Origin of the sequence: Streptomyces milbemycinicus, from assembly GCF_002154605.1 — a bacterium.
Lineage (GTDB): Bacteria > Actinomycetota > Actinomycetes > Streptomycetales > Streptomycetaceae > Streptomyces > Streptomyces milbemycinicus.
In genome coordinates, this window is record NZ_MUNE01000272.1 from 1 (window position 1) to 22140 (window position 22140).

Annotated in this window: 18 protein-coding genes and 1 pseudogene; 11 read left to right on the forward strand and 8 right to left on the reverse strand. The window is 71.3% G+C overall.

Translation table 11 applies throughout. From position 1 onward, the window contains the following. The first annotated feature begins 86 nt into the window (after window positions 1-86). The 6 genes from CCN51_RS21985 (at window position 87) to CCN51_RS22010 (ending at window position 6291) form a co-directional block, all read left to right on the forward strand. Window positions 87-1487, forward strand: coding sequence for an MFS transporter (locus CCN51_RS21985; RefSeq protein ID WP_014174179.1), 1401 nt, complete (start codon window positions 87-89; stop codon window positions 1485-1487). Further along, entirely contained in the window at window positions 1484-2674 is a 1191-nt protein-coding gene (locus CCN51_RS21990) for an FAD binding domain-containing protein (RefSeq protein WP_014174180.1), read from the forward strand. Before CCN51_RS21985 ends, CCN51_RS21990 begins: the two co-directional genes overlap by 4 nt. Before the next feature lie 51 nt (window positions 2675-2725). Further along, complete coding sequence (locus CCN51_RS21995; protein ID WP_014174181.1) at window positions 2726-3196, forward strand: cupin domain-containing protein; 471 nt, start codon at window positions 2726-2728, stop codon at window positions 3194-3196. After that, window positions 3193-4167, forward strand: a complete 975-nt coding sequence (locus tag CCN51_RS22000; protein ID WP_014174182.1) for an amidohydrolase family protein — start codon at window positions 3193-3195, stop codon at window positions 4165-4167. The genes CCN51_RS21995 and CCN51_RS22000 overlap by 4 nt, the downstream gene beginning before the upstream one ends. A gap of 71 nt (window positions 4168-4238) precedes the next feature. Next, entirely contained in the window at window positions 4239-5597 is a 1359-nt protein-coding gene (locus CCN51_RS22005; RefSeq protein ID WP_014174183.1) for an MFS transporter, read from the forward strand. A 16-nt stretch (window positions 5598-5613) separates the two neighbouring features. Next, window positions 5614-6291, forward strand: a complete 678-nt coding sequence (locus tag CCN51_RS22010) for a VOC family protein (RefSeq protein WP_014174184.1) — start codon at window positions 5614-5616, stop codon at window positions 6289-6291. A 45-nt stretch (window positions 6292-6336) separates the two neighbouring features. Here CCN51_RS22010 and CCN51_RS55035 read toward each other — a convergent pair whose 3' ends face one another. The 6 genes from CCN51_RS55035 to CCN51_RS22035 form a co-directional block, all read right to left on the reverse strand. Next, on the reverse strand, window positions 6337-6492 hold the full coding sequence (locus CCN51_RS55035; RefSeq protein WP_014174185.1) for a hypothetical protein: 156 nt from the start codon (window positions 6490-6492) through the stop codon (window positions 6337-6339). 214 nt (window positions 6493-6706) lie between these two features. Continuing rightward, window positions 6707-7534, reverse strand: coding sequence for a thioesterase family protein (locus tag CCN51_RS22020; protein WP_014174186.1), 828 nt, complete (start codon window positions 7532-7534; stop codon window positions 6707-6709). Window positions 7535-7733: 199 nt separating this feature from the next. Next, the gene (locus CCN51_RS22025) at window positions 7734-8522 is read right to left on the reverse strand and encodes an aldo/keto reductase (RefSeq protein WP_264349333.1); all 789 of its coding nucleotides are present in this window, start codon (window positions 8520-8522) and stop codon (window positions 7734-7736) included. Next, window positions 8519-8713 carry an aldo/keto reductase gene (locus CCN51_RS59285; protein WP_264349334.1) on the reverse strand — a complete coding sequence of 65 codons (195 nt, stop codon included), beginning with the start codon at window positions 8711-8713 and terminating at the stop codon, window positions 8519-8521. Before CCN51_RS59285 ends, CCN51_RS22025 begins: the two co-directional genes overlap by 4 nt. Before the next feature lie 76 nt (window positions 8714-8789). Next, window positions 8790-9620: an SDR family oxidoreductase gene (locus CCN51_RS22030; RefSeq protein ID WP_014174187.1), complete on the reverse strand. Its 831-nt coding sequence runs from the start codon at window positions 9618-9620 to the stop codon at window positions 8790-8792. Between the two features lie 33 nt (window positions 9621-9653). Beyond that, window positions 9654-10703, reverse strand: coding sequence for a zinc-dependent alcohol dehydrogenase family protein (locus tag CCN51_RS22035; RefSeq protein ID WP_043486242.1), 1050 nt, complete (start codon window positions 10701-10703; stop codon window positions 9654-9656). Between the two features lie 337 nt (window positions 10704-11040). Between CCN51_RS22035 and CCN51_RS22040 the strand changes: the two genes are divergently transcribed. Genes CCN51_RS22040 through CCN51_RS22055 form a run of 4 tightly spaced genes read left to right on the forward strand, consistent with a single transcriptional unit; the run spans window position 11041 to window position 15087 of the window. Then, complete coding sequence (locus CCN51_RS22040; RefSeq protein WP_014174189.1) at window positions 11041-12030, forward strand: FecCD family ABC transporter permease; 990 nt, start codon at window positions 11041-11043, stop codon at window positions 12028-12030. 2 nt (window positions 12031-12032) lie between these two features. Continuing rightward, window positions 12033-13139, forward strand: a complete 1107-nt coding sequence (locus CCN51_RS22045; RefSeq protein WP_014174190.1) for a FecCD family ABC transporter permease — start codon at window positions 12033-12035, stop codon at window positions 13137-13139. A 3-nt stretch (window positions 13140-13142) separates the two neighbouring features. Beyond that, the gene (locus CCN51_RS22050; protein WP_014174191.1) at window positions 13143-14018 is read left to right on the forward strand and encodes an ABC transporter ATP-binding protein; all 876 of its coding nucleotides are present in this window, start codon (window positions 13143-13145) and stop codon (window positions 14016-14018) included. 10 nt (window positions 14019-14028) lie between these two features. Continuing rightward, on the forward strand, window positions 14029-15087 hold the full coding sequence (locus CCN51_RS22055; protein ID WP_014174192.1) for an iron-siderophore ABC transporter substrate-binding protein: 1059 nt from the start codon (window positions 14029-14031) through the stop codon (window positions 15085-15087). A gap of 21 nt (window positions 15088-15108) precedes the next feature. Here the strand turns inward: CCN51_RS22055 and CCN51_RS59290 are convergent, their stop codons facing one another. Beyond that, a complete protein-coding gene (locus CCN51_RS59290) occupies window positions 15109-18948 on the reverse strand; it encodes an nSTAND1 domain-containing NTPase (RefSeq protein WP_014174193.1) in 3840 nt (1279 codons plus the stop codon). A gap of 231 nt (window positions 18949-19179) precedes the next feature. On the opposite strand from CCN51_RS59290, the gene CCN51_RS22065 reads away from it, so the two are divergent. After that, window positions 19180-21024, forward strand: coding sequence for an asparagine synthase-related protein (locus CCN51_RS22065; RefSeq protein WP_086859997.1), 1845 nt, complete (start codon window positions 19180-19182; stop codon window positions 21022-21024). Window positions 21025-21239: 215 nt separating this feature from the next. Here the strand turns inward: CCN51_RS22065 and CCN51_RS22070 are convergent. After that, window positions 21240-22101: pseudogene (locus CCN51_RS22070) on the reverse strand (class I SAM-dependent methyltransferase). Between the last annotated feature and the right edge of the window lie 39 nt (window positions 22102-22140).

Genomic DNA, 22140 nt, shown 5'->3' on the forward strand with positions numbered 1-22140 from the left:
CCCCACCAACCTCCCCACGCCCCACCAACTTCCCCGTGGTTCCCACGACGACTCCTGTCCGGCAACGTCCAACGAAGGACCCGCCCATGTCGAAAACACAGGCAGCGCCGCCCGCTCGCGGCTGGCGCACGGAGATCACCCGAATCCAATGGCTCGTCCTGCTGGGGACGACGATGGGCTGGGCCCTGGACGGCTTCGCCGGAAGCCTCTACGCACTGGTCCTCGGCCCGGCCATGACCGAGCTGCTGCCGCACAGCGGTGTCGCGGTGGACCCCGACGCCATCGGGTTCTACGGCGGGCTGACCGTGGCCCTGTTCCTCGCCGGCTGGGCGGTCGGCGGGCTTCTGTTCGGCATGCTCGCCGACTACTTCGGACGGGTCCGGGTGCTGTCCGCCGGCATCGTCACCTACGCGGTGTTCACCGCGCTGGCGGCGTTCGCCGACACCTGGTGGCAACTCGGTGTCCTGCGGTTCGTCGCCGGGCTCGGCTCGGGCGTCGAGGCCCCGGTCGGTGCCGCGCTGGTGGCCGAGGTATGGCGCAACCGCTACCGGGCGCGGGCCTGTGGCGTGATGATGTCCGGCTACGCCGCCGGCTTCTTCATCGCCGCGCTCGCCTACCAGCTGCTCGGCGACCACGGCTGGCGGCTGATGATGGGCATCGCGGTGGCGCCCGCCCTCCTCGTGTGGTTCATCCGCCGCTACGTTCCCGAACCCCCGGAGATCCAGGGCGCCATCGCGGCACGCCGGACACGTAAGTCACAGGGGCAGGCCGCCGTGGCGGACCAGTTCGTCCTGCGCCGGCTGCTCGCCGCGCCGTTGCTGAGCAGGACGGCGATCTGCACAACGCTGGCCACCGGCTCGCTGATCGCCTTCTGGAGCGTATCGACCTGGTATCCCCAGATCATCCGCCAGATGACCGCCGCCGGCGCGATGTCCCCCGAGACCGCCAACAGCCGCGTCGCGGTCGCCTCGATGTTGTTCAACGCCGGCGGCGTCCTCGGCTATGCCTCATGGGGTTTCCTCGCCGACGCGTTCGGGCGGCGCAAGGCCTTCGCCATCAGCTTCGCCGTCTCCGCTGTGAGCGTCGGCTATCTCTTCCCCTTCCACCACGGCTACGGCGAGTTCCTTCTCGCCCTGCCAGTCGTCGGGTTCGGCATGTTCGGAGCTCTGTCGGGCACCTTCGTCTACGGTCCCGAACTCTTCCCGCCCAGTGTGCGCGCCACCGGAATGGCCCTGTGCAACAGCATCGGCCGGTCCATCACCGCGGCCGGCCCGCTGGTGGCCGGCGTCATGGCCGCCTCGTGGTTCGGCGGAGACCTGGGTCTGGCCACCACCTGTGTCGCCGCGGTCGGACTGATCGCCGTGGCCGGACTCGCCTTCGCACCGGAGACCCGCGGAGCCGAGCTCCCGACCGACCCCATCGACCTCGGCCCGGACCGGGCGCAACCGCCGACCGGGCCGATCACCAGCAAGGAGATGTACACATGAACACGTACGACGGCGCCACCGCCGTGGTCATCGGCGGATCGATCGGCGGGCTCACCACCGCGCTCCTCCTGCGCGACCTGGGCTTCACGGTCGATGTCTTCGAGCGGACCCCCACCGCACTCGACGGACGCGGAAGCGGCATCGTGCTGCAGCCGGACACCCTGCGCTGGTTCACCGAGCGCAGTGAGCAGCATCCGCAGGACCTCAGCACCTCCACGGACTGGGTGCAGTACCTGGACACCGACAACCAGATCGTGCACCGCGAGCGACGGACCTGGAGCTACACCTCGTGGGGCACGTTCTACCGCGCTCTGCTCGGCGACTTCGGATCCGACCACTACCATCTGGGCGAGTACGCCTGCGGTTTCGACCAGGACGAGCGATCCGTCACGGTTCGGTTCGTGAGCGGGCGTGAGGTGACGGCGGACCTGGTGGTCTTTGCCGATGGAATCACCTCCATCGGGCGCCGGCGCCTCGACCCGGCCGCGGATCTCAGCTACTCGGGATACATCGGCTGGCGCGGCACGGTCCCGGAGAAGGACCTGTCCGAGGGCGCCCGTGAGCTGCTGAAGGACTCCATCACCTACACCGTGGTGCCCCATTCGCACATCACGCTCTATCCGATCCCCGGCGAAGGCGGGACCGGGCCACAGGACCGGCTCATGAACTACGTCTGGTACCGGAACACGCCCGAGGGCCCCGAATTGTCCGAGATGCTGATCGACAAGCGCGGCTTCCCCGGCACGGTGTCCATCCATCCCTCCCAGGTCCAGGACCGCTACGTGGCCGAGATGCGGGATGCCGCGCGACGGATGCTGTCCCCCGCGGCAGCCGAGGTCGTGACCGCCACGGCCACGCCGTACATCCAGGTCGTCTCCGATGTGCGCGCGTCCCGGATGGCCGAGGGCCGGGCGGCCCTGATCGGCGACGCCGCGTGTGCCGCCCGGCCGCACGCCGCGGCCGGCACCGCGAAAGCAGCGGCCGACGCCTGGGCCCTGGTCGGCGCGCTCCGGGAGGCGGAGGGCGATATCGGCGCCGCCCTGCGCAAGTGGGAGCCGGTCCAGCTCGAACTCAGCGCCCGGCTGCTGGAGCGGGTCGTCGCCATGGGCGAGCGGTCCCAGTTCTCGAACACCTGGAAGCCCGGCGACCCGAGCCTGCGATTCGGGCTGTACGGCCCTGGGCGGTGACTCCCACGGATACGCCTCGACCCACCACGGAACACACCCAAGGAGAAAATGATGACCAGTGACAACTTTCTCGCGGATCTGCCTCTGGCAGGCGACCTCGTCGCCGGCGGATTCGACGGATGGCCGCAGGAGTTGCGCGCGGAGTTCGAGGCGCACTCCCACGACGGCCGGGTCGGCTCCCGGCTGCTGAGCGAGACACCGCGGGTGCGGGTCTGGGAGATCCGGCTCGCCCCCGGCGAGCGCTGGCACGCCCACCGGCATGTCCTCGACTACTTCTGGACCGCGGTGAACGTCGGCCGCAGTCGCCAGCACACGCACGACGGAACGACCCGGGAGGTCTCCTACAACGCCGGGGAGACCCGCCACTTCACCTTCGGCCCGGGTGAATACCTGCTGCACGACATCGAGAACGTCGGCGACACCGAACTCGTCTTCACCACCGTCGAACACCTGGACAGCGCCAACGCGCCGCTGGACATCCACGGCGATGCGTCGGACGCCCGGCAGGAGGGACAGGCGTGATCAGCGCCCCACTCGCCGAGGGCGTCATCGACGTCCACGCCCACTGGCTGCCCACCGAGCTGTTCCACCTCCCCCCGGGGGCTCCGTACGGGGGTATGCACGACCGCGACGGCGAACTCCACCTCGGGGACATCCCGCTGTCCATTCCGACCCGGGCGATGAGCGACGTCCCCGCGATCCTCCAGGACATGCGCGCCACGGGTGTGGGGGTGCGGGCCCTGTCCGCGCCACCGTTCGCGTTCCCCGTGGGCGGTGTGCCGGGGGCCGACAGGTATGTGACGGCGTTCAACGACGCGCTGTCCGCCGTGGTGTCCGACTCCGGTGGCAGGCTCGTGGGGCTCGGCTTGGCCGGGCTCGACGACGCCGACGAGGCCCGCGCCCAGATGGAGCGGCTGGCCCGGACCGACGGCATCGCCGGGATCGCGATCCCGCCGCTGCTCGCCGGCGGCTCGCTTGACCGGGGCATGCTGCGCCATATCCTCACCGAAGCCGCGGATCTCGACCTCGCCGTGCTCGTCCATCCCATGCAACTGCCCCGGCCGGAGTGGTCGGAGCACTACCTCTCCAACCTCGTGGGCAACCCCGTCGAGAGCGCCACCGCCGTCGCAGCGCTCATCCTGGGCGGCGTCAAGGAGCAGCTGCCGCGGCTGCGGATCTGCTTCGTACACGGCGGTGGCTGCGCACCGTGGCTGCTCGGCCGGTGGACCCACGGCTGGCGGACCCGGGCCGATGTGCGCCGCCACTCGTCCCGGCCGCCGGCAGAAGTGTTCGGCGAGCTCTTCTTCGACAGCGTCACCCACGACCCCGGACCGCTGGGGCTGCTGGCCGCGCAGGCGTCCAAGGGCGGTGTCGTCTGCGGGAGCGACTACCCGTTCGACATGGCCCAGCCCGACCCTGTCCGCTTCGCCACCGACCACGGGCCCGACGCCGGAACGCTCACCGCCAACGCGCGGGCGTTCCTCGGGCTGTGACGGGCCCGGCGCCGAGACCGGCGGACAGACCGCTCCAGCCGTTCCAAGCCGTTCCGAGAAAGGAACCCACCGTGTCAGACATCTCCCTGGCCGAGCGCCAGGCGGTCAGAAAGGCCCTCAGACGGCTGGGCCCATTGGTCCTGCTCCTGTACACGGCCGGCTATCTCGACCGCGTCAACGTCGGGACCGCCGCGCTGACGATGAACGCCGACCTCGGCATCAGCCCCTCTGCCTTCGGCTTCGCCATCGGGATCTTCTCGGCCGGCTACATCGCCCTGCAGGTCCCCGGCAACCTGGCGCTCAACCGGCTGGGCCCGCGGCGCTGGCTCGGTCTGCTCACCATGTCCTGGGGCGTCGTCGCCGCTCTGTCGAGCCTGATCCAGGGCGAGGGCAGTCTCATCGCGACCAGAATCGCCTTGGGTGCCGTCGAAGCAGGCATGCTCCCCGGGATGCTCATGTATCTGACGATCTGGTTCCCGCCCCGGATGCGCGGCCGGGTCACCGCTCTGGTGTGTCTGCCGTTCTACGCGATCCTGGGAACGCCGCTGTCAGCGGCCATCATCCAGTACGCCCACGGCGTGCTGGGAGTGGCCGGGTGGCGTTGGATGTTCATCCTGGAGGGGGTGCCGACGATCATCCTCGGTCTGGTCCTGCTCCGTTTCCTGACCGACTCCCCGGCGACCGCCACCTGGCTCACCGAGCCGGAACGGGAGGCCCTGCTCCGGGTCACCACGGCGGAGAACACCACGGAGAAGCCGAAGATCCGGTTCAGCGATGTTCTCGAGCGCCTGCGCGACCTCCGCCTGGTCACCCTCTCCGTGGGCGTCAGCCTTCTGTGGGTCGGCTTCGTCGCCATCACCTCGTTCCTTCCGCTGATCATCACCGGATTCGCCGAGCAGGCCCACACCAAGCTGAGCGTGCTCCAGACGGGCCTGCTGTCCGGGTCCGTCTACATCCCCGCCACGCTCGTCGCCCTGATCTGGGTGTCCAGCTCGGACCGGCGCAACGAGCGGGTGTGGCACGTGGCCTGCGGTGCGCTGCTGGCCGCCGGCGGCACCGTACTGGCCGCCAACACCACCGGTCTGTGGCTCACCCTGCTCGGTACGGTCCTGCTCACCTCCGGTATCTATGCCGCCCTCTTCCTGATGTGGCAGATCCCGGTCGGACACCTGCACGGCCCCGTCGCCATGTCCGTCGGCATCGCTCTCACCACGATGCTCGGCAACATCGGCAGCTTCCTGGCCCCCTACATCGTGGGATGGCTGCGCGACACGACCGGAAACTACAACAGCGGCCTGTACTTCATCGCCGCCTCGCTCATCGGCTGTGCCGTCGTCACCGTCGCCGGCAACCGGATACGGGCGCGCACCGCCGCCTCCCAGACCCCGGAACGGCACCACGACGACCTCGAAGAAGTCACCTCGCACTGACGAAGGACGAAACACCTTGCTCACGATCGACCACATCTCGCTCGGGTCCCGCAACATCTACGCGGGCACCGAACAGCTCTGCACGGAAACAGGATTCGGGCAGTACGAGGGCGGCTGGTTCCCCCACCTCGGCATCGCCAATCGCATCGTCCCGCTCGGACCGGACCAGTACATCGAGGTCGAGAGCGTCATCGACGCCTACTCGCCGCACACCAACCCCAGCGCCCGCTGGTTCTACGACCAGATCGAGGGCGGTGATGTGTTCATCGGCTGGTGTCTGCGGGTCGACACGCGCGACGAGTTGCAGAAGCTGGCCGAGCACTTCGGCACCGACATCATCGACATGCCCCTGCGCAAGCGGACGGACGGCGTGCAGCGCAACGCGATCCGTGTCCCCGAGACGATTCCCTGCTGGCAGCGGGGTGTACCCAACGTGTTCCTGATCGAAGACCTCTCCGAGCACCCGGGGGCACAGCCGCGCGAAGGACAGCGGAACACGCCCCAGGGGATCACCTGGATGGAGGTCGGCGGCACCGAGGCGGATATGCGTGCGTGGCTGGGCGACGGCGCGGCCGACCTTCCCTTGAAGTACAACGGCGGACGTCCCGGTCTGTACGCGGTCGCCGTCGCCACGGACGAGGGCGAGGTGGTGATCCGCCGCACGGCGGTCACCGAGCCCCGACAGCCGGTGTGAACCCGCCGTCCCGGCGGGCCCGCCGGGGCTTGGCACGCGGGGAGACTACAGCCCCCGTCCAGGAGTCGCCCGCCCGAGACGCCCCAGCGCGCGGGCGACCGCGGCCGCGGTGACACCGTCGGCCCGGTTGTCGAACACCAGCCGGTGGCCGCTCGACCAGCGGCACACGTTGTCCGAGTCCACCTGGATCTGCACCACCACGGGCTCGACATGGCGCGGCCAGGGAGGCGTCTTCCTCGGTCGCGCTGCTCGCCGACAGCACGAAGTGGGGCACCGTCGAGCGGTTCAACGTGACCGCCCTCGACAGGCTCGAGACCATCGTGACCGACGAGAGGCTCCCGTGTGCGGCCGTCAGTCCACGCGCCGCAGGCCACCGGGTCACGCCGAGCTCCGACGCGACATGGTCGACCGCGCGCTACGCGCCTTCGTCCGACACCTCGCGGCGCGGCTGCGGGCGCACCGTGAGCGCCTGCTGCGCATATCCGACCGGGCCGTGCAGGTCGTGCAGAACCGTGCTGGTGACACCCAGCCCCGTGGCCCCGAAGACGACCGTGGTGTCCAGCCCGGTCCAACGCCCCTCGGGCCGCCGGTAGAGGTGCACGGACATGTCGACGTTCGGGTACATCCACTGCGTGGGCGGCTGTCGTACGGCGATGCCGTTGGCGGTGTCGACAAGTGCGATGTAGTTCGCCAACGGGCCGCTTTGCTCACCGTGGACCAGCGCCAGCGGAGTGGAGACCCAGGCCGTGGTGCGGCCGGGGCGCGGTGTGCCGACGGGCCTCAGGTCCAGGGACGCGATATAGCCGCCCGGCCACTGCTCGGACAGGGCCCAGCCGTCGAGCGGTTCGGGCGAGGGCAGCGCCGCGGGTTCACCGCCTGCCACGGCGCTGGTGTCCTGCCCGGCCAGGAGCCAGGCACGGGCGCGTACGACGTTACGTTCGGCGATGGTGACCGTCGCCTCGACGAGTTCTATGGTGCGGCCGGGCCTGACCGTCTCCACGGAGATGTGACACTCGTCGAGGGCGATCCGCCCGAGGATGTCGAAGCTCAAGCGGCTGAACAGCATGTCCGGCCGTGTTTCGGAGTCGAGGTGGCGCTCCATGGCGTGGACGACAAGGCCACCGAGCGGGCTGAAGTGCTGCTCGTCCGTGCTCCAGGCCCCGCTCGCATGGGCGGTCGGCTTGTACCGCCCCTCGTCGATGCGCTCGTAATAACTCGGCACGGTCCACGCGTCCTCGGTCAACGACGTTCTCTCCGCTCAGCACGACACCCACCGGCACCAATCGGCCGCCCGCCGCTCGGGCTGCTCCGTTCAATGCCGCCTACACCGACCTCAGCATAAGGGCGCCGGGGCGCGACGGGTCCACGCCCAGGGCCCGGTCGAGGGCCGGATACGATGGCCGTGGGCCGCCCTGGAACGTGCCGTGGGCCGCTGGCACTTCTCAGAAGAGCGCGATGGGCGGCAGCGGGGGAAAGATCTCATCCAGCTCGGCGAGGTCGTCCGCGCTGAGCCGGTGGCCGGCCGCGGCGGCGTTCTGGGTGACCTGCTCGGGCCGTGTGGCGCCGGCGATCACTGACGCAACAGTGGGCCGAGAGGCAAGCCAGGAAAAGGCGACCTGCACCTCATCGAGGCCCCGCTTCGCTGCGAAGTCACCGAAGGCCGCAAGCTGGGTCAGGTCGGCGTTCTCGAAGTCGTCCTGACGGAAGTGGGTCAGCCGCGCTCCTTCGGGGGCCTTGCCGGAGGAGTACTTGCCGGTCAGCAGCCCGCTGGCAAGCGGGTAGTACGGCAGCACCCCGAGCCCGAACGCCTGGGCCGCGGGCAGCACTTCCAGCTCCGCGCGGCGGTCCAGCAGGTTGTAGTGGTTCTGCGAGGCGACGAAGCGGGTGGTGCCGAGCTGACGGGCCAGATACTCGGCTTGGGCGATCTGCCATCCGGCGAAGTTGGAGTGGCCGAGGTAGCGCACCTTGCCCTGTTGCACCAGGCTGTCGAGCGCGGCCAGGGTTTCCTCGATCGGCGTGACCGGGTCGGGGGTGTGGAACTGGTACAGGTCGATCCGGTCGGTGCCCAGGCGGCGCAGCGACTCCTCGACAGCGCGGATGATGTAGCGGCGGGAGCCGCGGACCCCGAAGTCGCGGCCGTTGGCCCCCTCGGCGTCCATGCCGAACTTGGTGGCGATCACAACGTCATCGCGGTGGCCCTTCAACGCCTCACCGAGGAGTTGTTCGCTCACCCCGGAGGTGTGCCGTAGGTGTCGGCGACGTCGAAAAAGGTGATGCCGACGTCGAGGGCGGCTCGCACCACGGCGTTGGCGCCCTCCTTGGTGAAACTGGCGGTGTTCGGCCTGCCCAGGTTGCTCCAGCCGAACCCGACGGTGGACACGGTCAGGCCGGAGTTGCCCAGCTGGCGATGGCTGATGGACATCGTGCGCTCTTCTCTGGATGTGCGTGGGTGGGGTCGGCCCAGGTGGGTGCGGGGCATCGGTGGCGGCCTAGGGCCGTCAGGGGGTCGTCAGCTCCCCGGTGCGCAGGGCCGCGGTCACGCCGCCGTCCATCAGCAGGTCGGCACCGGTGATGAACCCGGCGTGTTCGCCGAGCAGGAAGGCCGATGCCTCCGCGACCTCGTCGGGCGCGCCGAAGCGGCCGGCCGCCGACACCTCGCGTACATGCTGGAACCACGCGGCGCGGGGACCGGAGAGCTCGTCCTTGGCCAGCGGCGTGATGATCACCCCGGGGCTGACGGCGTTGACACGGGCTCCGCGCTTGGCCCACGCGGCGGCCGCGGTCTGCACACGCAGCGAGTTGGCCCGCTTGGAGAGGGCGTACGCGTGGACGGAGGAACCCACCTGGTCGGGCTGGAGGAACGGCAGTGCGAGCAGCTGCGAGGTCTCGGTGGTCGCCAGTGCGTGCTCGACCTCGCGCGCGTAGGGGCTCTCGCGGTGCCCGGCCATGCTGGCGATGACGATGCCGGCCCCGCCCGGGGCGATGACACGGGCGAACGCGTCGAGGACCAGCGCCGTGCCCAGGAGGTCGACGTGCAGGACGCGCTCTGTACTCGCCTGGGTGGGCGAGACACCGGCGTTGTGCACCACCTGGGTGACCGGCCCCAGCCCGGCCGCCGCGTCGGCCAGGGCCTCGACCGCGGCGCGGTCGGAGACATCGGTGACCTGGATGGTCACCTCGTAGCCCTCGTCGCCGAGCTGTTCTGCGGCCTCGGCCAGCGCCTTGTCGCTGTAGTCGGCCAGCAGCAGAAGGCGGCCGGCACCGATACGGCGGGCGATGGCGCGGCCGATGCTGCCCGCGCCGATGACGACGGCGATTTCCTTGCTCACGTCAGGATCCTTTGCTTCGCGGGGATCAGGGGGTCAGAGGGTCAGAGGGTCAGGGGTCACCAGCACCTTCAGTGCCTCGCGGGCCGCCATCGCCCGATAGCCCTCGGATGTGTCGCCCAGGCCCACCGTGCGGTCGAAGACACGTCCGGGCTGGATACGGCCCTCGAGGATGTCGGGCAGCAACTCCTCGATGTAGGCACGGGCCGGGGCCACGCCGCCGGTGAGGGTGATGTTGTTCATGAACTCCGGGAAGCCGAGCGGGACTTCGCCGTACTGGGGCGCGCCGACCCGGCTGACCGTGCCGCCCGCGCGGACCACGCCCAGCGACGTCTGGAGGGCGGGCAGGGTGCCGACGCACTCCAGCACGGTGTGGGTGCCGTCGCCGCCGGTCAGCTCTCGTACGCGCTCGATGCCCTCCTCGCCGCGCTCGGACACGATGTCGGTGGCGCCGAAGTCCAAGCCCAGGTCGGTGCGGTCCTTGTGTCGGCCCATCAGGATGATCCGCTCGGCACCGAGCCGCTTGGCGCTGATGACCGCGGACAGTCCCACCGCGCCGTCGCCGATCACCGTCACGGTCGTACGGGGGTTGACCCCGGCCGTGACCGCGCAGTGATGGCCGGTGCACAGGACATCGGAGAGGGTGAGCAGGGAGGGCAGGAGGGCGGAGTCCTCGGCCACCGGCAGTTTCACCAGCGTGCCCTGCGCCTGCGGCACCCGTACCGCCTCGCCTTGGCCGCCGTCGATGCCGTCCCGCGCCCACAGGCCACCGTGCCGGCAGGAGGTGTGCAGGCCCTCGGCGCAGAAGTCGCAGGTGTTGTCGGACCAGACGAAGGGGGCGACGACCAGGTCGCCACGGTGGAGGCCGGGCACGTCCGCGCCGGTGTCCTCGACTACGCCGAGGAACTCGTGGCCCATGCGCACGCCGTGCTCCGTGGCCGGCATGGAGCCGTACGGCCACAGGTCGCTGCCGCAGACACAGGCGCGCAGGACGCGCACGACGGCGTCGGTGGGCTGCTGGATCTTCGGGTCCGGGACGTTCTCGACGCGGACGTTGCCGGCGCCGTACATCAATGTTGCTCGCATGAAGGTTGCTCCCAGGGGTCAGCGGATGAATCCGACACCTTCGACACTCCCGTGCGGGCGCGGCGCGCGGCAGACCGTGGTGTTCCGGGGAGCGGTGTTCCGGGGTGTGACAGGGCCCCCCACGCGCCCGCCGTTGTTCAGCTCACCGGTCCCCATCGATGCCGACGCCGAGCCGGAGAGCCACGGTCGCGCTAAGGTAAGGTTTGCCTAACCAAAGGGGCCTCTGGGTGGGGGATTCCCTGTTCAGCACCGCGACGAAGCTGCGCCGGATTCAGGGGAGTTGGCCGTTGGAGACCGTACGGTGAGGCGGGGCAGGAGAACCCGCCCCGTTCTGCTCATGACACTGCTGGTCGTGGCGCTGGGGATCATCTGCCTGCTGTCGCTCGCCCTCGGCGCGGCGAGTATCCCGCCGGACCAGGTGGTGCGGGCGCTGATCGGCGACCCGCCGAGCCGGCTCGTGGACAACATCGTCTGGTCGGCCCGGGTGCCGCGTACCGCGCTCGGTCTGACCGCGGGCGCCGCCCTCGGCCTGTCCGGCGCCGTTATGCAGGCCCTGACCCGCAATCCGCTCGCGGATCCCGGAGTGCTGGGGGTCAGTGCGGGCGCCTCGTTCGCCATCGTGCTGGCGGTGGGGGTGTTCGGACTCGGCTCGTTCCACGGGTACATCTGGTTCGCCTTCGCCGGTGCGCTCGTCGCGAGTGTCCTGGTCTACCTCCTCGGCGGGCTCGGGCGCTCCGGCCCGACACCGGTCAAGCTGGCGCTCGCCGGCGTCTCGGTGACCTCGCTGCTCTCGTCGCTCACCAGCGCCGTCGTGCTGACCGACCCCGATGTGCTGGACCGCTACCGCTTCTGGTCGGCCGGTTCGATGGCGGACCAGGACGGTGCCACGGTGCTGCGTATGCTGCCCTTCCTCCTCGCGGGTGCGGTCCTGGCCCTTGCCTGCGCACCGGCCCTCAACAGCCTGGCCCTCGGCGACGACGTGGCGGCCTCACTGGGGCGGCGGCTGGGCCTGGTCCGGCTCCAGGGGGTCGCCGCGATCACCCTGCTGACCGGTGCCGCGGTCGCGGCCATCGGGCCGGTCGTCTTCATCGGCCTGGTGGTCCCCCACCTCGCCCGTGTCCTCGCCCGGTCGGCGGGGCTCGGCCCGGACCACCGCTGGCTGCTGCCGCTGTCCGCCGTACTCGCGCCCGGTCTGCTGCTCACCGCGGACATCGTCGGCCGGATGGTCGCCCGGCCCACCGAGGTGCAGGCCGGGGTGATCGTCGCCTTCATCGGCGGGCCGTTCTTCATCGCCCTGGTCCGCCGACACCGACTGGCGGAGGTGTGACGATGGCCGTTTCCCGCTCCGCGCCCCGGCCGCCGAAGCTCCCGGCGGCCGAGGGACGCGCGCCCGTACGGTCCTTCCGCGGCTACCGGCTCGCCGTACCGCCCGTGTCCGGGATCTTCCGGCCCCGGCTGGTGACGCTGTGCGCGCTGCTCGCCGCCGCCGTCTCCGTCCTGTTCTGCTGGGGGCTGTCGATCGGCGACTACCCGATCGCCTTCACCGATGTCGTACGCGCCCTGGCCGGCTCCGGCGACCTCTCCACCGTCCTGGTGGTCCAGGAGCTGCGGCTGCCGCGGGCCCTGGTGGGGCTGCTGGCCGGGATCGCCTTCGGCGTCTCCGGCGGCCTCTTCCAGACCATGACCCGCAATCCGCTCGCCAGCCCCGACATGATCGGCCTCACCCAGGGCGCGGGCACCGCCGTGGTGGCGGGCATCGTGCTGGGCTGGGACGGCGGCCTCGGCACCCAGACCCTCGGACTGCTCGGCGCGCTCGTCACCGCGCTGGCCGTGTACGCGCTCGCCTGGCGGCGCGGCGCCACCGGCTACCGGATCATCCTGGTCGGCATCGGGGTGGCCTGGATCTGCACCAGCGCCACCGATTATCTGGTGGCCAAGGGCGGCACCTTCCAGGCGCAGGCCGCCCTGGGCTGGCTGGTGGGCAACCTCAACGGCCGGACCTGGTCCCAGACCACGCCGCTGGTCGCCGCCCTGGCGGTGCTGTTGCCAGCTGCGCTGCTGCTCGGTCGACTGCTGCGCACGCTGCAACTCGGCGACGACATCGCAACCGGCCTCGGCACCCGGGTGCAGCCGGTGCGGCTCGCCGTCCTGCTCACCGGAGTCGGGCTGATCGCCTTCGCCACCGCCGCGGCCGGCCCGGTCGCCTTCGTGGCGCTGGCCGCACCGCAGATCGCCCAGCGGCTGGCGGCCACCGCCTGGCCGCCCACGGTCGCCTCGGGGCTGACCGGGGCGCTGATGGTGCTCGGCAGCGATCTCATCGCCCGCACGCTGATCCCCGGCACGGAGCTGCCGGTCGGAATCGTCACCGGCGTGCTCGGCGCGCCCGTCCTGCTCTGGCTGCTCGTCCGCGCCAACCGCGCGGGATCAGGAGGTTGATCCATGTCGGCTGATCCCCTGCCGGCCCCCGACCCGGACCTGCGGGCGAGTGGTCTGCGCCTGGCCTACGACAACCGGCTGGTGGTGGACGGCCTCGACCTGGCCGTACCCCCCGGACGGATCACGGCCATCGTCGGCGCCAACGCCTGCGGCAAGTCCACCCTGCTGCGCGCCCTCGCCCGGCTGCTCGCGCCACGCAGGGGCGCCGTCCATCTCGACGGCCGGGAGCTGCACTCCATCCCGCCCCGGGAGCTGGCCCGGCGGCTCGGCATCCTGCCGCAGAGCCCGGCGGCGCCGGACGGGCTGACCGTCATCGATCTGGTGGGGCGCGGCCGTTCACCGCACCAGACGTGGTGGCGGCAGTGGTCGGGCGCCGACGAGCAGGCCGTCCAGCGGGCGCTGGCCGCCACCGGTATGACCGAGCTGGCGGACCGGCCGCTGGACGAACTGTCCGGTGGCCAGCGTCAGCGCGCCTGGATCGCCATGGCGGTGGCGCAGGACACCGCGGTGCTGCTGCTGGACGAGCCGACGACGTACCTGGATCTGGCGCACCAGATCGATGTCCTGGACCTGGTCACGGACCTCAACCGGCGGGAGAGCCGCACGGTGGTGATGGTGTTGCACGACCTCAACCAGGCCTGCCGCTACGCCGACCACGTGGTGGCCATGAAGGCGGGGCGGATCGCCGCCGAGGGCGCGCCCGCCGAGGTCATCACCGCCGAGACCGTCGAGGACATCTTCGGCCTCAGCTGCCAGGTCACCTCGGACCCGGTCAGCGGCACCCCGATGGTCATCCCGATGGGGCGCCACCACGGGGAGCGGCGCGAGCGGCCGGCCGTACACCCCCCACGCACCGTCACTGCACCGACCCGACCATGAAGGACCACTGATGCGCGGCTCATTGAGAGGCACCCGGCTCGCCGCGGTGCTCGCCTCCGTACTGCTCCTGTTCGCCACCGCCACCGCCTGCGGCTCCGAGGAGGACACCGGGACCGACGACGGCACATCGGCCGCCGTGGGCGGCGCCTTTCCGGTGACCATCCCGCACAAGTACGGCACTACCACCATCAAGAACGAGCCCAAGCGGATCGTCACGGTCGGCCTGACCGACCAGGACGCCGTGCTCGCTCTCGGCAGAGTTCCGGTCAGCACCACCGAGTGGAACGGCGGCTACGAGGGCGCCATCGGCCCCTGGGCCCGGGACGAGCTGGGCAGCGCGAAGACACCGACCGTGCTCAAGGACACCGGTACGGGGCCGCAGACGGAGAAGATCGCCGCGCTGCGGCCGGACCTCATCCTCGCGGTCTACGGCGGCCTGACCAAGGAGCAGTACGAGACGCTGTCGAAGTTCGCGCCAGTGGTGGCCCAGCCCAAGGAGTACAACGACTTCGGCGTGCCGTGGCAGCGGCAGACGGAGATCATCGGCACCGCGCTCGGGCAGAAGGCCAAGGCGAAGGAGCTGGTCAAGGGCGTCCAGACCAAGTTCAAGACCGTGGCCGCCGAACACCCGGCCTTCGCCGGGGCCAGCGCGGTGATGGCCACCCCCTACGACGGCATCTTCGTCTTCGGCAGTCAGGACCCCCGCTCCCGCGTCCTCACCGACCTCGGCTTCACCCTCCCGGCCGATCTGGACAAGGTGATCGGTGACGAGTTCGGCGCCAACGTCAGCAAGGAGCGCACCGATCTGCTGGACACCGACGCGATCGTGTGGATCGTCGCCGACCCGGCCAAGGACGAGGGCAAGCTCGACCGGAACCCCCTCTACGCCGATCTGAAGGTGGCGAAACAGGACCGCGAGGTCTACGTCAAGGAGTCCAGCGACTACGGGAACGCGATCTCCTTCGTGACGGTCCTGAGCCTGCCGTACACGCTCGACCGGCTGACCCCGCAACTGGCCGCCGCCGTCGACGGCAAGCCCGCCACCCGGGTGGCACAGCCGGCGTCCTGACCGCGCGCGACCCCGACTCCCTCAGCACGGTGGCCGGTACGTGTGCTGGGGGAAGTACTGGCGCCATTCGGCCCGGGTCAGGGCGGGGAAGGCGGTGGCGCAGATCCGGGAGGCGACACGCTCGGCGCTGGGGTCCCACAGGAGTGCGGTCCAGTCTTCGCCGCCGGTGGCGAGGGTTCGGCCGTCGGGGCTGAAGGCGAGCGTGTCGACCGGCTTGTTGTGGCCTGCCAGAAGGGCCAGTTCCTGGGCGCCACCGTGACCGGCGATGTCGTACAGCCGCACCGTGTCGTCCGAGCTCGCGGCGGCCAGCATCTGCCCGCCCGGGGCGAAGGCGACGGACATGACACCGTCGGCGTAGCCGGAAAGCCGGCTGCGCAGGACCGGATGACGGGGATCGGCCAGATCCCACAGCCGTACGGTGCGGTCCTCGCTGCCGGTGGCCAGGGTGCGGTCGTCGGGGCTGAACGCGACCGATTTCACCCCGTCGGTGTGGCCGACGAGGACGGCCAGGCGTCCGGGGTGCCGTCGGTCGGCCAGATTCCATACGCTGGCCGTACGGTTGCGGTCGCCGACGGCGAGGGTGCGGCCGTTGTGCGAGAACACCACGGAGTCCACCGCGCCCGCTCTCCGCAGAGCGGCGAGAGGACGGGGGCGCCGCACATCCGTCACGTCCCACAGCCGCACGGTGCCCTCTTCACCGCCGGTGGCCAGGGTGTGGCCGTCCGGGCTGTACGCGATCGTGTTGACGTGGCCGACGCGGGACGGCAGAACATCCAGCAGACGGGGACGGCGCGATGCGTCCAGGGCCCACAGCCGTACCGTGCCGTCGGCGCTGCCACTGGCCAGTACACGCCCGTCCGGCCGGAAGACGACGGAGTTGACCGGGCCCGTGTGGCCGGCGAGTGGGGGCAGCTCCCGGGGGCCGCGCATGTCCGCGAGGCTCCATATGCGCACGTTGCGGTCGTAGCTGCCGGTCGCCAGCAGGCGGCCGTCGGGGCTGAAGGCGGCGGAGTAGACCGAACTGCTGTGGCCGGTCAGGGCCGGTCCGGGGAGATCCCACAGACGTGCGGTCTGGTCCGCGCTGCCGGTGACCAAGGTGCGGCCGTCGGGGCTGAAGGCGAGCGCTCCGACACCGCTGGTGTGCCCTGAGAGAACGGCCAGTTCACGGGCAGGACCGTCAGCGGTCACCGCCCACCGGCGTACGGTGGCGTCGGTGCTGCCGCTGGACAGTGTGCGGCCGTCGGGGCTGAACGCCACCGTGGTGACCGCGTCGGTGTGCCCGGTGAGCACCTTCACCGGACGGGCGTCGCGGGGCGAGGCCACGTCCCACAGCCGCACCTTGTAGTCGCTGCCGCCGGTGGCGAGCCTGCGGCCGTCCGGGGCGAACGCCATCGCGTTCACGATGCCACTGGGACCGGCCTCGGCCGACAGTTGCCGCGGACGCCCGCCCGAGGCGGGCATCGCCCACAGCCGTACGGTGTGGTCGGCATGGCCCGTGGCCAGCTTCCGACCGTCCCGGCTGAACGCCACCGCGGTCACGGCGGCAGATACCTCCAACGCGGCGAGGCGGCGCAGCCGGTGACCGTCCGACAGCCGCCACAGCCGGATCCCGTCGCGGGCGACCACCGCCAGTGTTCCCTTGCCGGGGCCGAACCCCAGTCCGACGACCGGACCGGCGTCGGCCGCCAGGCGCGCCACGAGCCGGGGCCGCCGCACATCGCCGATGTCCCACACCGCCACCTTGCCGTCCTCGCCGCCCGCGGCCACCAGACGGCCGTCGGGGCTGACGGCGACCGTACGGACGGGGCCGGCCAGGCGGGGCAGCGCGCCGAGCTCACGCGGCCGGTGAGGATCCGAGACCCGCCATAATCGCACGGTCCCGTCGGCGTCGCCGGTGGCCAGCGTGGAGCCGTCCGGGGCGAACGCCACCGTGGTGACCACGATCCGCCGACCGGTCAGCTGTGTGGCGTACGGAGTGGCGAACGTGCTGAGCAGAGCGCCGCGCGCCTCCGGGGTGGGCGACAGCCGGTAGGCGGCCAGACTCACCTGGGCGGCCAGGGCGGGGTTGGCCGCCCGTACCGCCGCGGCCTTTTCGGCGGCCCGCTGTGAACTCGCGACATCGCGCTGTGCGCCGGCGTCGTCGCGCTGCCGGTCCGCCGTCCGCTGGGCCACAACGGCGAGGACCGCGGTCGAGGTCGTCAGGACGAGCAGGGTGCTCAGCAGCGCCACCGCCAGGTGTCCCAGCCGGGTGCGGCGCCGCACCGCCGCTTGCTCGGCCGCCCGCGCGGCCGAGCTCGCGTCCAGGAATTCCCGCTCCGGCGCGGACAGGGACGTGCGGTCGAGTCCGGTGGCCATGGTGAGGCGGGTGCCGCGGTACAGCGCGCCGGGATCGCGCCCCAGCGCTTCCCAGACCTGCGCCGCGTCGGTGAGCCGGCGCAGGGTCCGGGTGTCCTCGCGGTCCTCGGTCAGCCATCTGCGCAGCCGGGGCCAGCACCGGATCAGGGCCTCGTGGGCCAGTTCCACCCGCTCGCGGTCCAGCGTCAGCAGCCGCGCGGCGGCCGCACGATGCAGTACGGCGTCGATATCGCCGCCGTCGGCCTCGGCCAGCCCTTCCAGCTCCTCCAGGCGGGCCGGCCGCCGGGTGTCCTGTGTGCCTTCGCCCAGGGCGGTCAGCCGCACGAACACCCGTCGGGCCAGCTTCCGTTGCTCCCCGTTCAGTTGCCGGAAGAAGTCCTCCGCGGTGCGCACCAGGGCGCCCTCGAGCCCGCCCGCCGCCTCGAACGCGTCCAGCGTCAGCGCATTGCCACGCCGCCGCCGCCAGGTCTGGAGCAGCGCGTGGGACAGCAGCGGCAGCATCCCGGGCTGGGCGTGCGCCTGGGCCGTGAGCGTCGCCAGCAGCGCGCCCTCGACGGTGAGTCCGGCCCGGTGCGCCGGCTTGACCACCGCCCGGCGCAGCTCGTCCAGGCCCATGGGCCCGACCGGCACCTGCGCATCGCGCATCGCCTCCACCAGCGGGGCGTTATGGGTGCAGTACGTGTAGAAGTCGGCCCGTACCCCCAGCACCACCCGGCACCGGGCGCCCTCGGCCGAGGCCGCGGTGACCAGTGCCTCGATGAAACGGTCCCGCTCGAAGTCGTCCCGGCAGAGTGTGAAGGCTTCCTCGAACTGATCGACGACCAGCACCACGTCGCCGCCGGCCGCGTCGGAGCGGACGGTGATCTGCCGCACCGCACGGCCCAGGTTCTCCGGGTCCTCCTTCAGCTCCTCGTACAGTCCGCCCGGCGTGACCCCTGCCAGCGCGCCCAGCCGCACCGCGCACTCCTCCAGTGGCCGCGGCCCCGGCGTCAACACCACCGTCGTCGCCGCTCCTTCCAGGCGCGGCACCAGCCCCGCCCGCAACAGCGACGACTTGCCCGAGCCCGAGGCCCCGATCACGGCCACGAACCGCTGTCGCTCCAGACGCCCGGCCAGCTCGTCCACCAGCTGCTCCCGGCCGAAGAACCACTCCGCGTCCTGCTCCCGGAACGACCGCAGGCCCGAATACGGCGAGTCCGCGTCGGACTCCTCCCCCGAGCCGAGGGCGGAGGGCGCTTCACCGAGCTGTTCCGCCGCTTCCCGCCAACGCTGCTCCCACTCCTCCACGTCCCCCTCACAGGCGCGCACATACGCCAGCGTCACCGTCAGCGTCGGCAGCCGCTGCCCGGAGGCCGCGGAGGACAGGGTGGAAATCGAGTAGTGCGCCTGTTCCGCCAGTCTCCGGTACGTCGGATTGCCGGCCTTCCGCCGCAGCTGTCTGAGGCCCGCGGCGAACTCCAGTAACAGGCCGTCCCCCGACTCCAGCGGTCGTTCTCTGCGCGGCATCGCCGCACCTCCCCGTTGTTCCCGCATGTCACAGCCTGCGCGGCGTCGTCACATTTTTCAGGACTTGTTTGTTCGGCACCAGGGCTCGAACCCGAACAATGCCCGAGCCGCTAGACCTGGTACGGACGAGCGGCTGAGGTCGGTGAGGGACCAGGGCACCCTCACCGGCCCGCGCCGCCCCCAGGTGACGGTTCCAGGTCGTGGTGTCGGTCGAGGCGGAGGAGCTTTGCGGTGAACGGGTGGTGGGTGGTGTTGCCGGACACGGAGGCCGCCGCCGCGCTGGCGGCGCGGCTGCGGCATGACAAATCCGACGAGGGCGCGTCGAACTGTCTGCGGCACGCGTCGGGCAGACCGTGGCTGGTTGGCCGGCGGGTCGACGGGCGCATGCTCGCCGTCCAGGCGGGGGCCACGCGGCTCGCCCTGTCGGGCAGGTTCACCGTCTCCCCGGAGGAACTGCGCCGGAAGGCCGCTCGGGCGCGCAGCGCGCAGGAGGTGGAGCAGGCGGTCGCCGGGCTGGCGGGCAGCTGTCACGTGCTGGCCTCGGTGGACGGCAGCGTGTGGGCACGGGGGACGGCTTCTGCGGCGTGTCGCGTCTTCACCGCGCGCGTGGACGGCGTACCGGTGGCGGCTTCGGACGCGGATGTGCTGGCCGAGCTGGTCGGTTCGGCACCGGACATGGAGATGCTGGCGGCGCGGCTGCTGGAACCCGGTGTGTCATGGGCGGCGTTGGGCGGACGCACGATGTGGCAGGGGGTGCATGCCGTACGGCCCGACGAGGCACTGATATGGCCTCGCGACGGCAGCGGACGCACGGTGCGCTGGTGGTGCCCTCCCGAGCCTGTCCTCCCTCTGGGCGAGGCGGCACAGGCGGTGCGCGCCGCGCTCCTGGAGGCGGTGGACACATGTACGGCGGGCGGGGGAACGGTCAGCGCCGATCTGTCCGGCGGGCTGGATTCGACGAGCTTGTGCTTTCTGGCCGCCCGCGGTGACACCGCGTTGGTGACGGCGCGCTGGGAGGGCGTGGACGCGCGCAACGACGATGCCGCGTGGGCCGCCCAGGCCGCTCGGGAACTGCCCGAGGCCACGCATCTGGTGGTCGGGCGGGGCGAGACGCCCGACTGGTTCGCAGGGCTGGGGTCGCTCCGCCTGGCCGCCCAGGAGCCCGGCCCCTGGACGCGGGATGTCGCGAAGCTGGACGACTTGCTGCGCCGCGTCCACGCACGCGGATCCCGGCTGCACATGGGCGGCGGAGGCGGCGACGAGCTGTTCACCCCCGCCCCCTCCCACTGGATCGACGCCCTGACGCAGCACCCGGGGCTGGTGCTCAAGCGGGCCCGGCGGCAACGCCTCGACTGGCGCGTCAGCCGCTGGGCCATGCTTCGGGCGCTGACGGACCGGCGCGGCTACCACCGGTGGCTGCTGGAGGCGGCCGACCATCTGACCGCCCCGCACACGCACGGGCCGGCGGATCACCTCGGCTGGCAGCCGGTGCCCCGTATGCCCGCGTGGGCCTCCCCGCAGGCCGCCCGCTCGGCGCGGGACGTGCTACGGGAGGCCGCCGAACACTGCCCCGAGCCGCTCGCTCCCCAACGCGGCCTCCACGCCGTACTGCACCAGGTACGGGAAGGCGGCAACACCGTGCGCCTGATCAACAAGTCCCTGCCAGGCCCCGATCTCGCGCTGCCCTACACCGACGACGCCGTGGTGGCAGCCGCCCTGTCCGTCCGCCCCTGGGAGGCCGCGGCCCCGGGACGCTTCAAACCGCTGCTGACAACCGCGATGGCCGGCATCGTTCCCGAGCAGATCCTGGGGCGCACCACAAAGGGCCAATACTGTGCGGACTTCTATCGCGCCCTGGATCGGCAGCGCGGCAAAATCTCCACGCTTCTGGACGGTTCGCTGCTGGCCGAGGCCGGCCTGATCGACCCCGACCGCCTGCGCCGCGTCGCGCATTCACACGCGTCGATCGCCGACCTGGCACCGCTGATGTCCACGGTGGGCTGCGAAATCTGGCTGCGCTCACAAGAGCGGACACCACACCACCTCACCTCCACGCTGACCGGAGCCATGCCATGAGCCGCATCACGCCACGATCGCGCTCGCGGGCCTCATCGAGGCCGCCGTCGACGTGCACGGCCGGGAACTGGCCGCCCGGGTCGGCCTGATCTCGCCGGAGGCACCGGGACTGCTGGCCCATGACACGGGGACGGGATGTCGGCGGGGCGGCGTTCAGGCGTAACTCCGCCTTCAGTACGGCACCCTTCACCCACGACACGTGCTACAGCGGTTGGTCAGATGGTGGCCAGCAGCAGGTCCTCGCCGCTCGACGGGCGAAGGCCATCGGTGCGGTTGGCGAAGTAGCGCTCGGCCAGCACAGCTCCCGATACGTGTCGGGCGTCTTTGAAGCCGGCCTCGCGGGCCGCTGCCAGCATTTCCTCCGGTGTGTAGAAGCTGATGAATGGCGTTCCGGATGCGCGCGCGCCTTCCGCACTGGCACGGAGGCCGGGACGATCGGCGTCATCGACCAGTTCGGGCGGCAGCATGAAGGTCATGGCGAGCGTCGAGTCGGGGGCGAGCCCGCCGATCTGGCGCAGGGTGGCCGCGGTGGCGTCTTTGGTGAGGTACATGGTGACGCCGGTGGAGACAATGACCGCCGGCCGGCCGGCCGGGATCGAAACCGGCAGCGGTCAGCTGCTCCAGCCAGGACTCGCTGGCCTCGAAGTCGACCGGCACCAGGTGCAGCCAGTCGGGAACGCCGTACCCGAGTTCGGCCAGGCGGCGGCGCTTCCATGCCTGAGGGCCGGGCTGGTCGACCTCGAATACCCGCAGGCGGGAGGCGATCTCCGGCCTGCGCTGCGCGAAGGTGTCCAGGCCGGCTCCCAGGATGACGTACTGGGCAACACCGCGGTCGGCCTGCTCGGCGACCAGGTCCTCGATGAACCGAGCGCGGGCCACGATGGATGCCCGGAACCCGCTGGTGGCGTGCGGGTCCATATCGGGGCGGCGGCGCCAGTCATCGTCGGGGGCCGCCAGCTGCCGGCCGATCTCGTCCTCGAGTACATGGGGCGGTGGGTCGGCCTCCAGGTGCATCGCCCGCCAGAGGGCGACCCGCACCGCGCTGCTTTCCGGCGCCCCGGTCTGCTCGTCTGCCATGGTGTTCCCCGCTTTCGTGGTCGTCAGTCGCTGTGGTCA

What these genes read in the sequence shown, in the direction of transcription:
- CCN51_RS21985 (WP_014174179.1), top strand. Translation starts at nt 87, where the DNA reads ATGTCGAAAACACAGGCAGCGCCGCCCGCTCGCGGCTGGCGCACGGAG.
- CCN51_RS21990 (WP_014174180.1), top strand. Translation starts at nt 1,484, where the DNA reads ATGAACACGTACGACGGCGCCACCGCCGTGGTCATCGGCGGATCGATC.
- CCN51_RS21995 (WP_014174181.1), top strand. Translation starts at nt 2,726, where the DNA reads ATGACCAGTGACAACTTTCTCGCGGATCTGCCTCTGGCAGGCGACCTC.
- CCN51_RS59285 (WP_264349334.1), bottom strand. Translation starts at nt 8,713, where the DNA reads ATGTCCATCAGCCATCGCCAGCTGGGCAACTCCGGCCTGACCGTGTCC.
- CCN51_RS22035 (WP_043486242.1), bottom strand. Translation starts at nt 10,703, where the DNA reads ATGCGAGCAACATTGATGTACGGCGCCGGCAACGTCCGCGTCGAGAAC.
- CCN51_RS22040 (WP_014174189.1), top strand. Translation starts at nt 11,041, where the DNA reads ATGACACTGCTGGTCGTGGCGCTGGGGATCATCTGCCTGCTGTCGCTC.
- CCN51_RS22045 (WP_014174190.1), top strand. Translation starts at nt 12,033, where the DNA reads ATGGCCGTTTCCCGCTCCGCGCCCCGGCCGCCGAAGCTCCCGGCGGCC.
- CCN51_RS22050 (WP_014174191.1), top strand. Translation starts at nt 13,143, where the DNA reads ATGTCGGCTGATCCCCTGCCGGCCCCCGACCCGGACCTGCGGGCGAGT.
- CCN51_RS22055 (WP_014174192.1), top strand. Translation starts at nt 14,029, where the DNA reads ATGCGCGGCTCATTGAGAGGCACCCGGCTCGCCGCGGTGCTCGCCTCC.
- CCN51_RS59290 (WP_014174193.1), bottom strand. Translation starts at nt 18,948, where the DNA reads ATGCCGCGCAGAGAACGACCGCTGGAGTCGGGGGACGGCCTGTTACTG.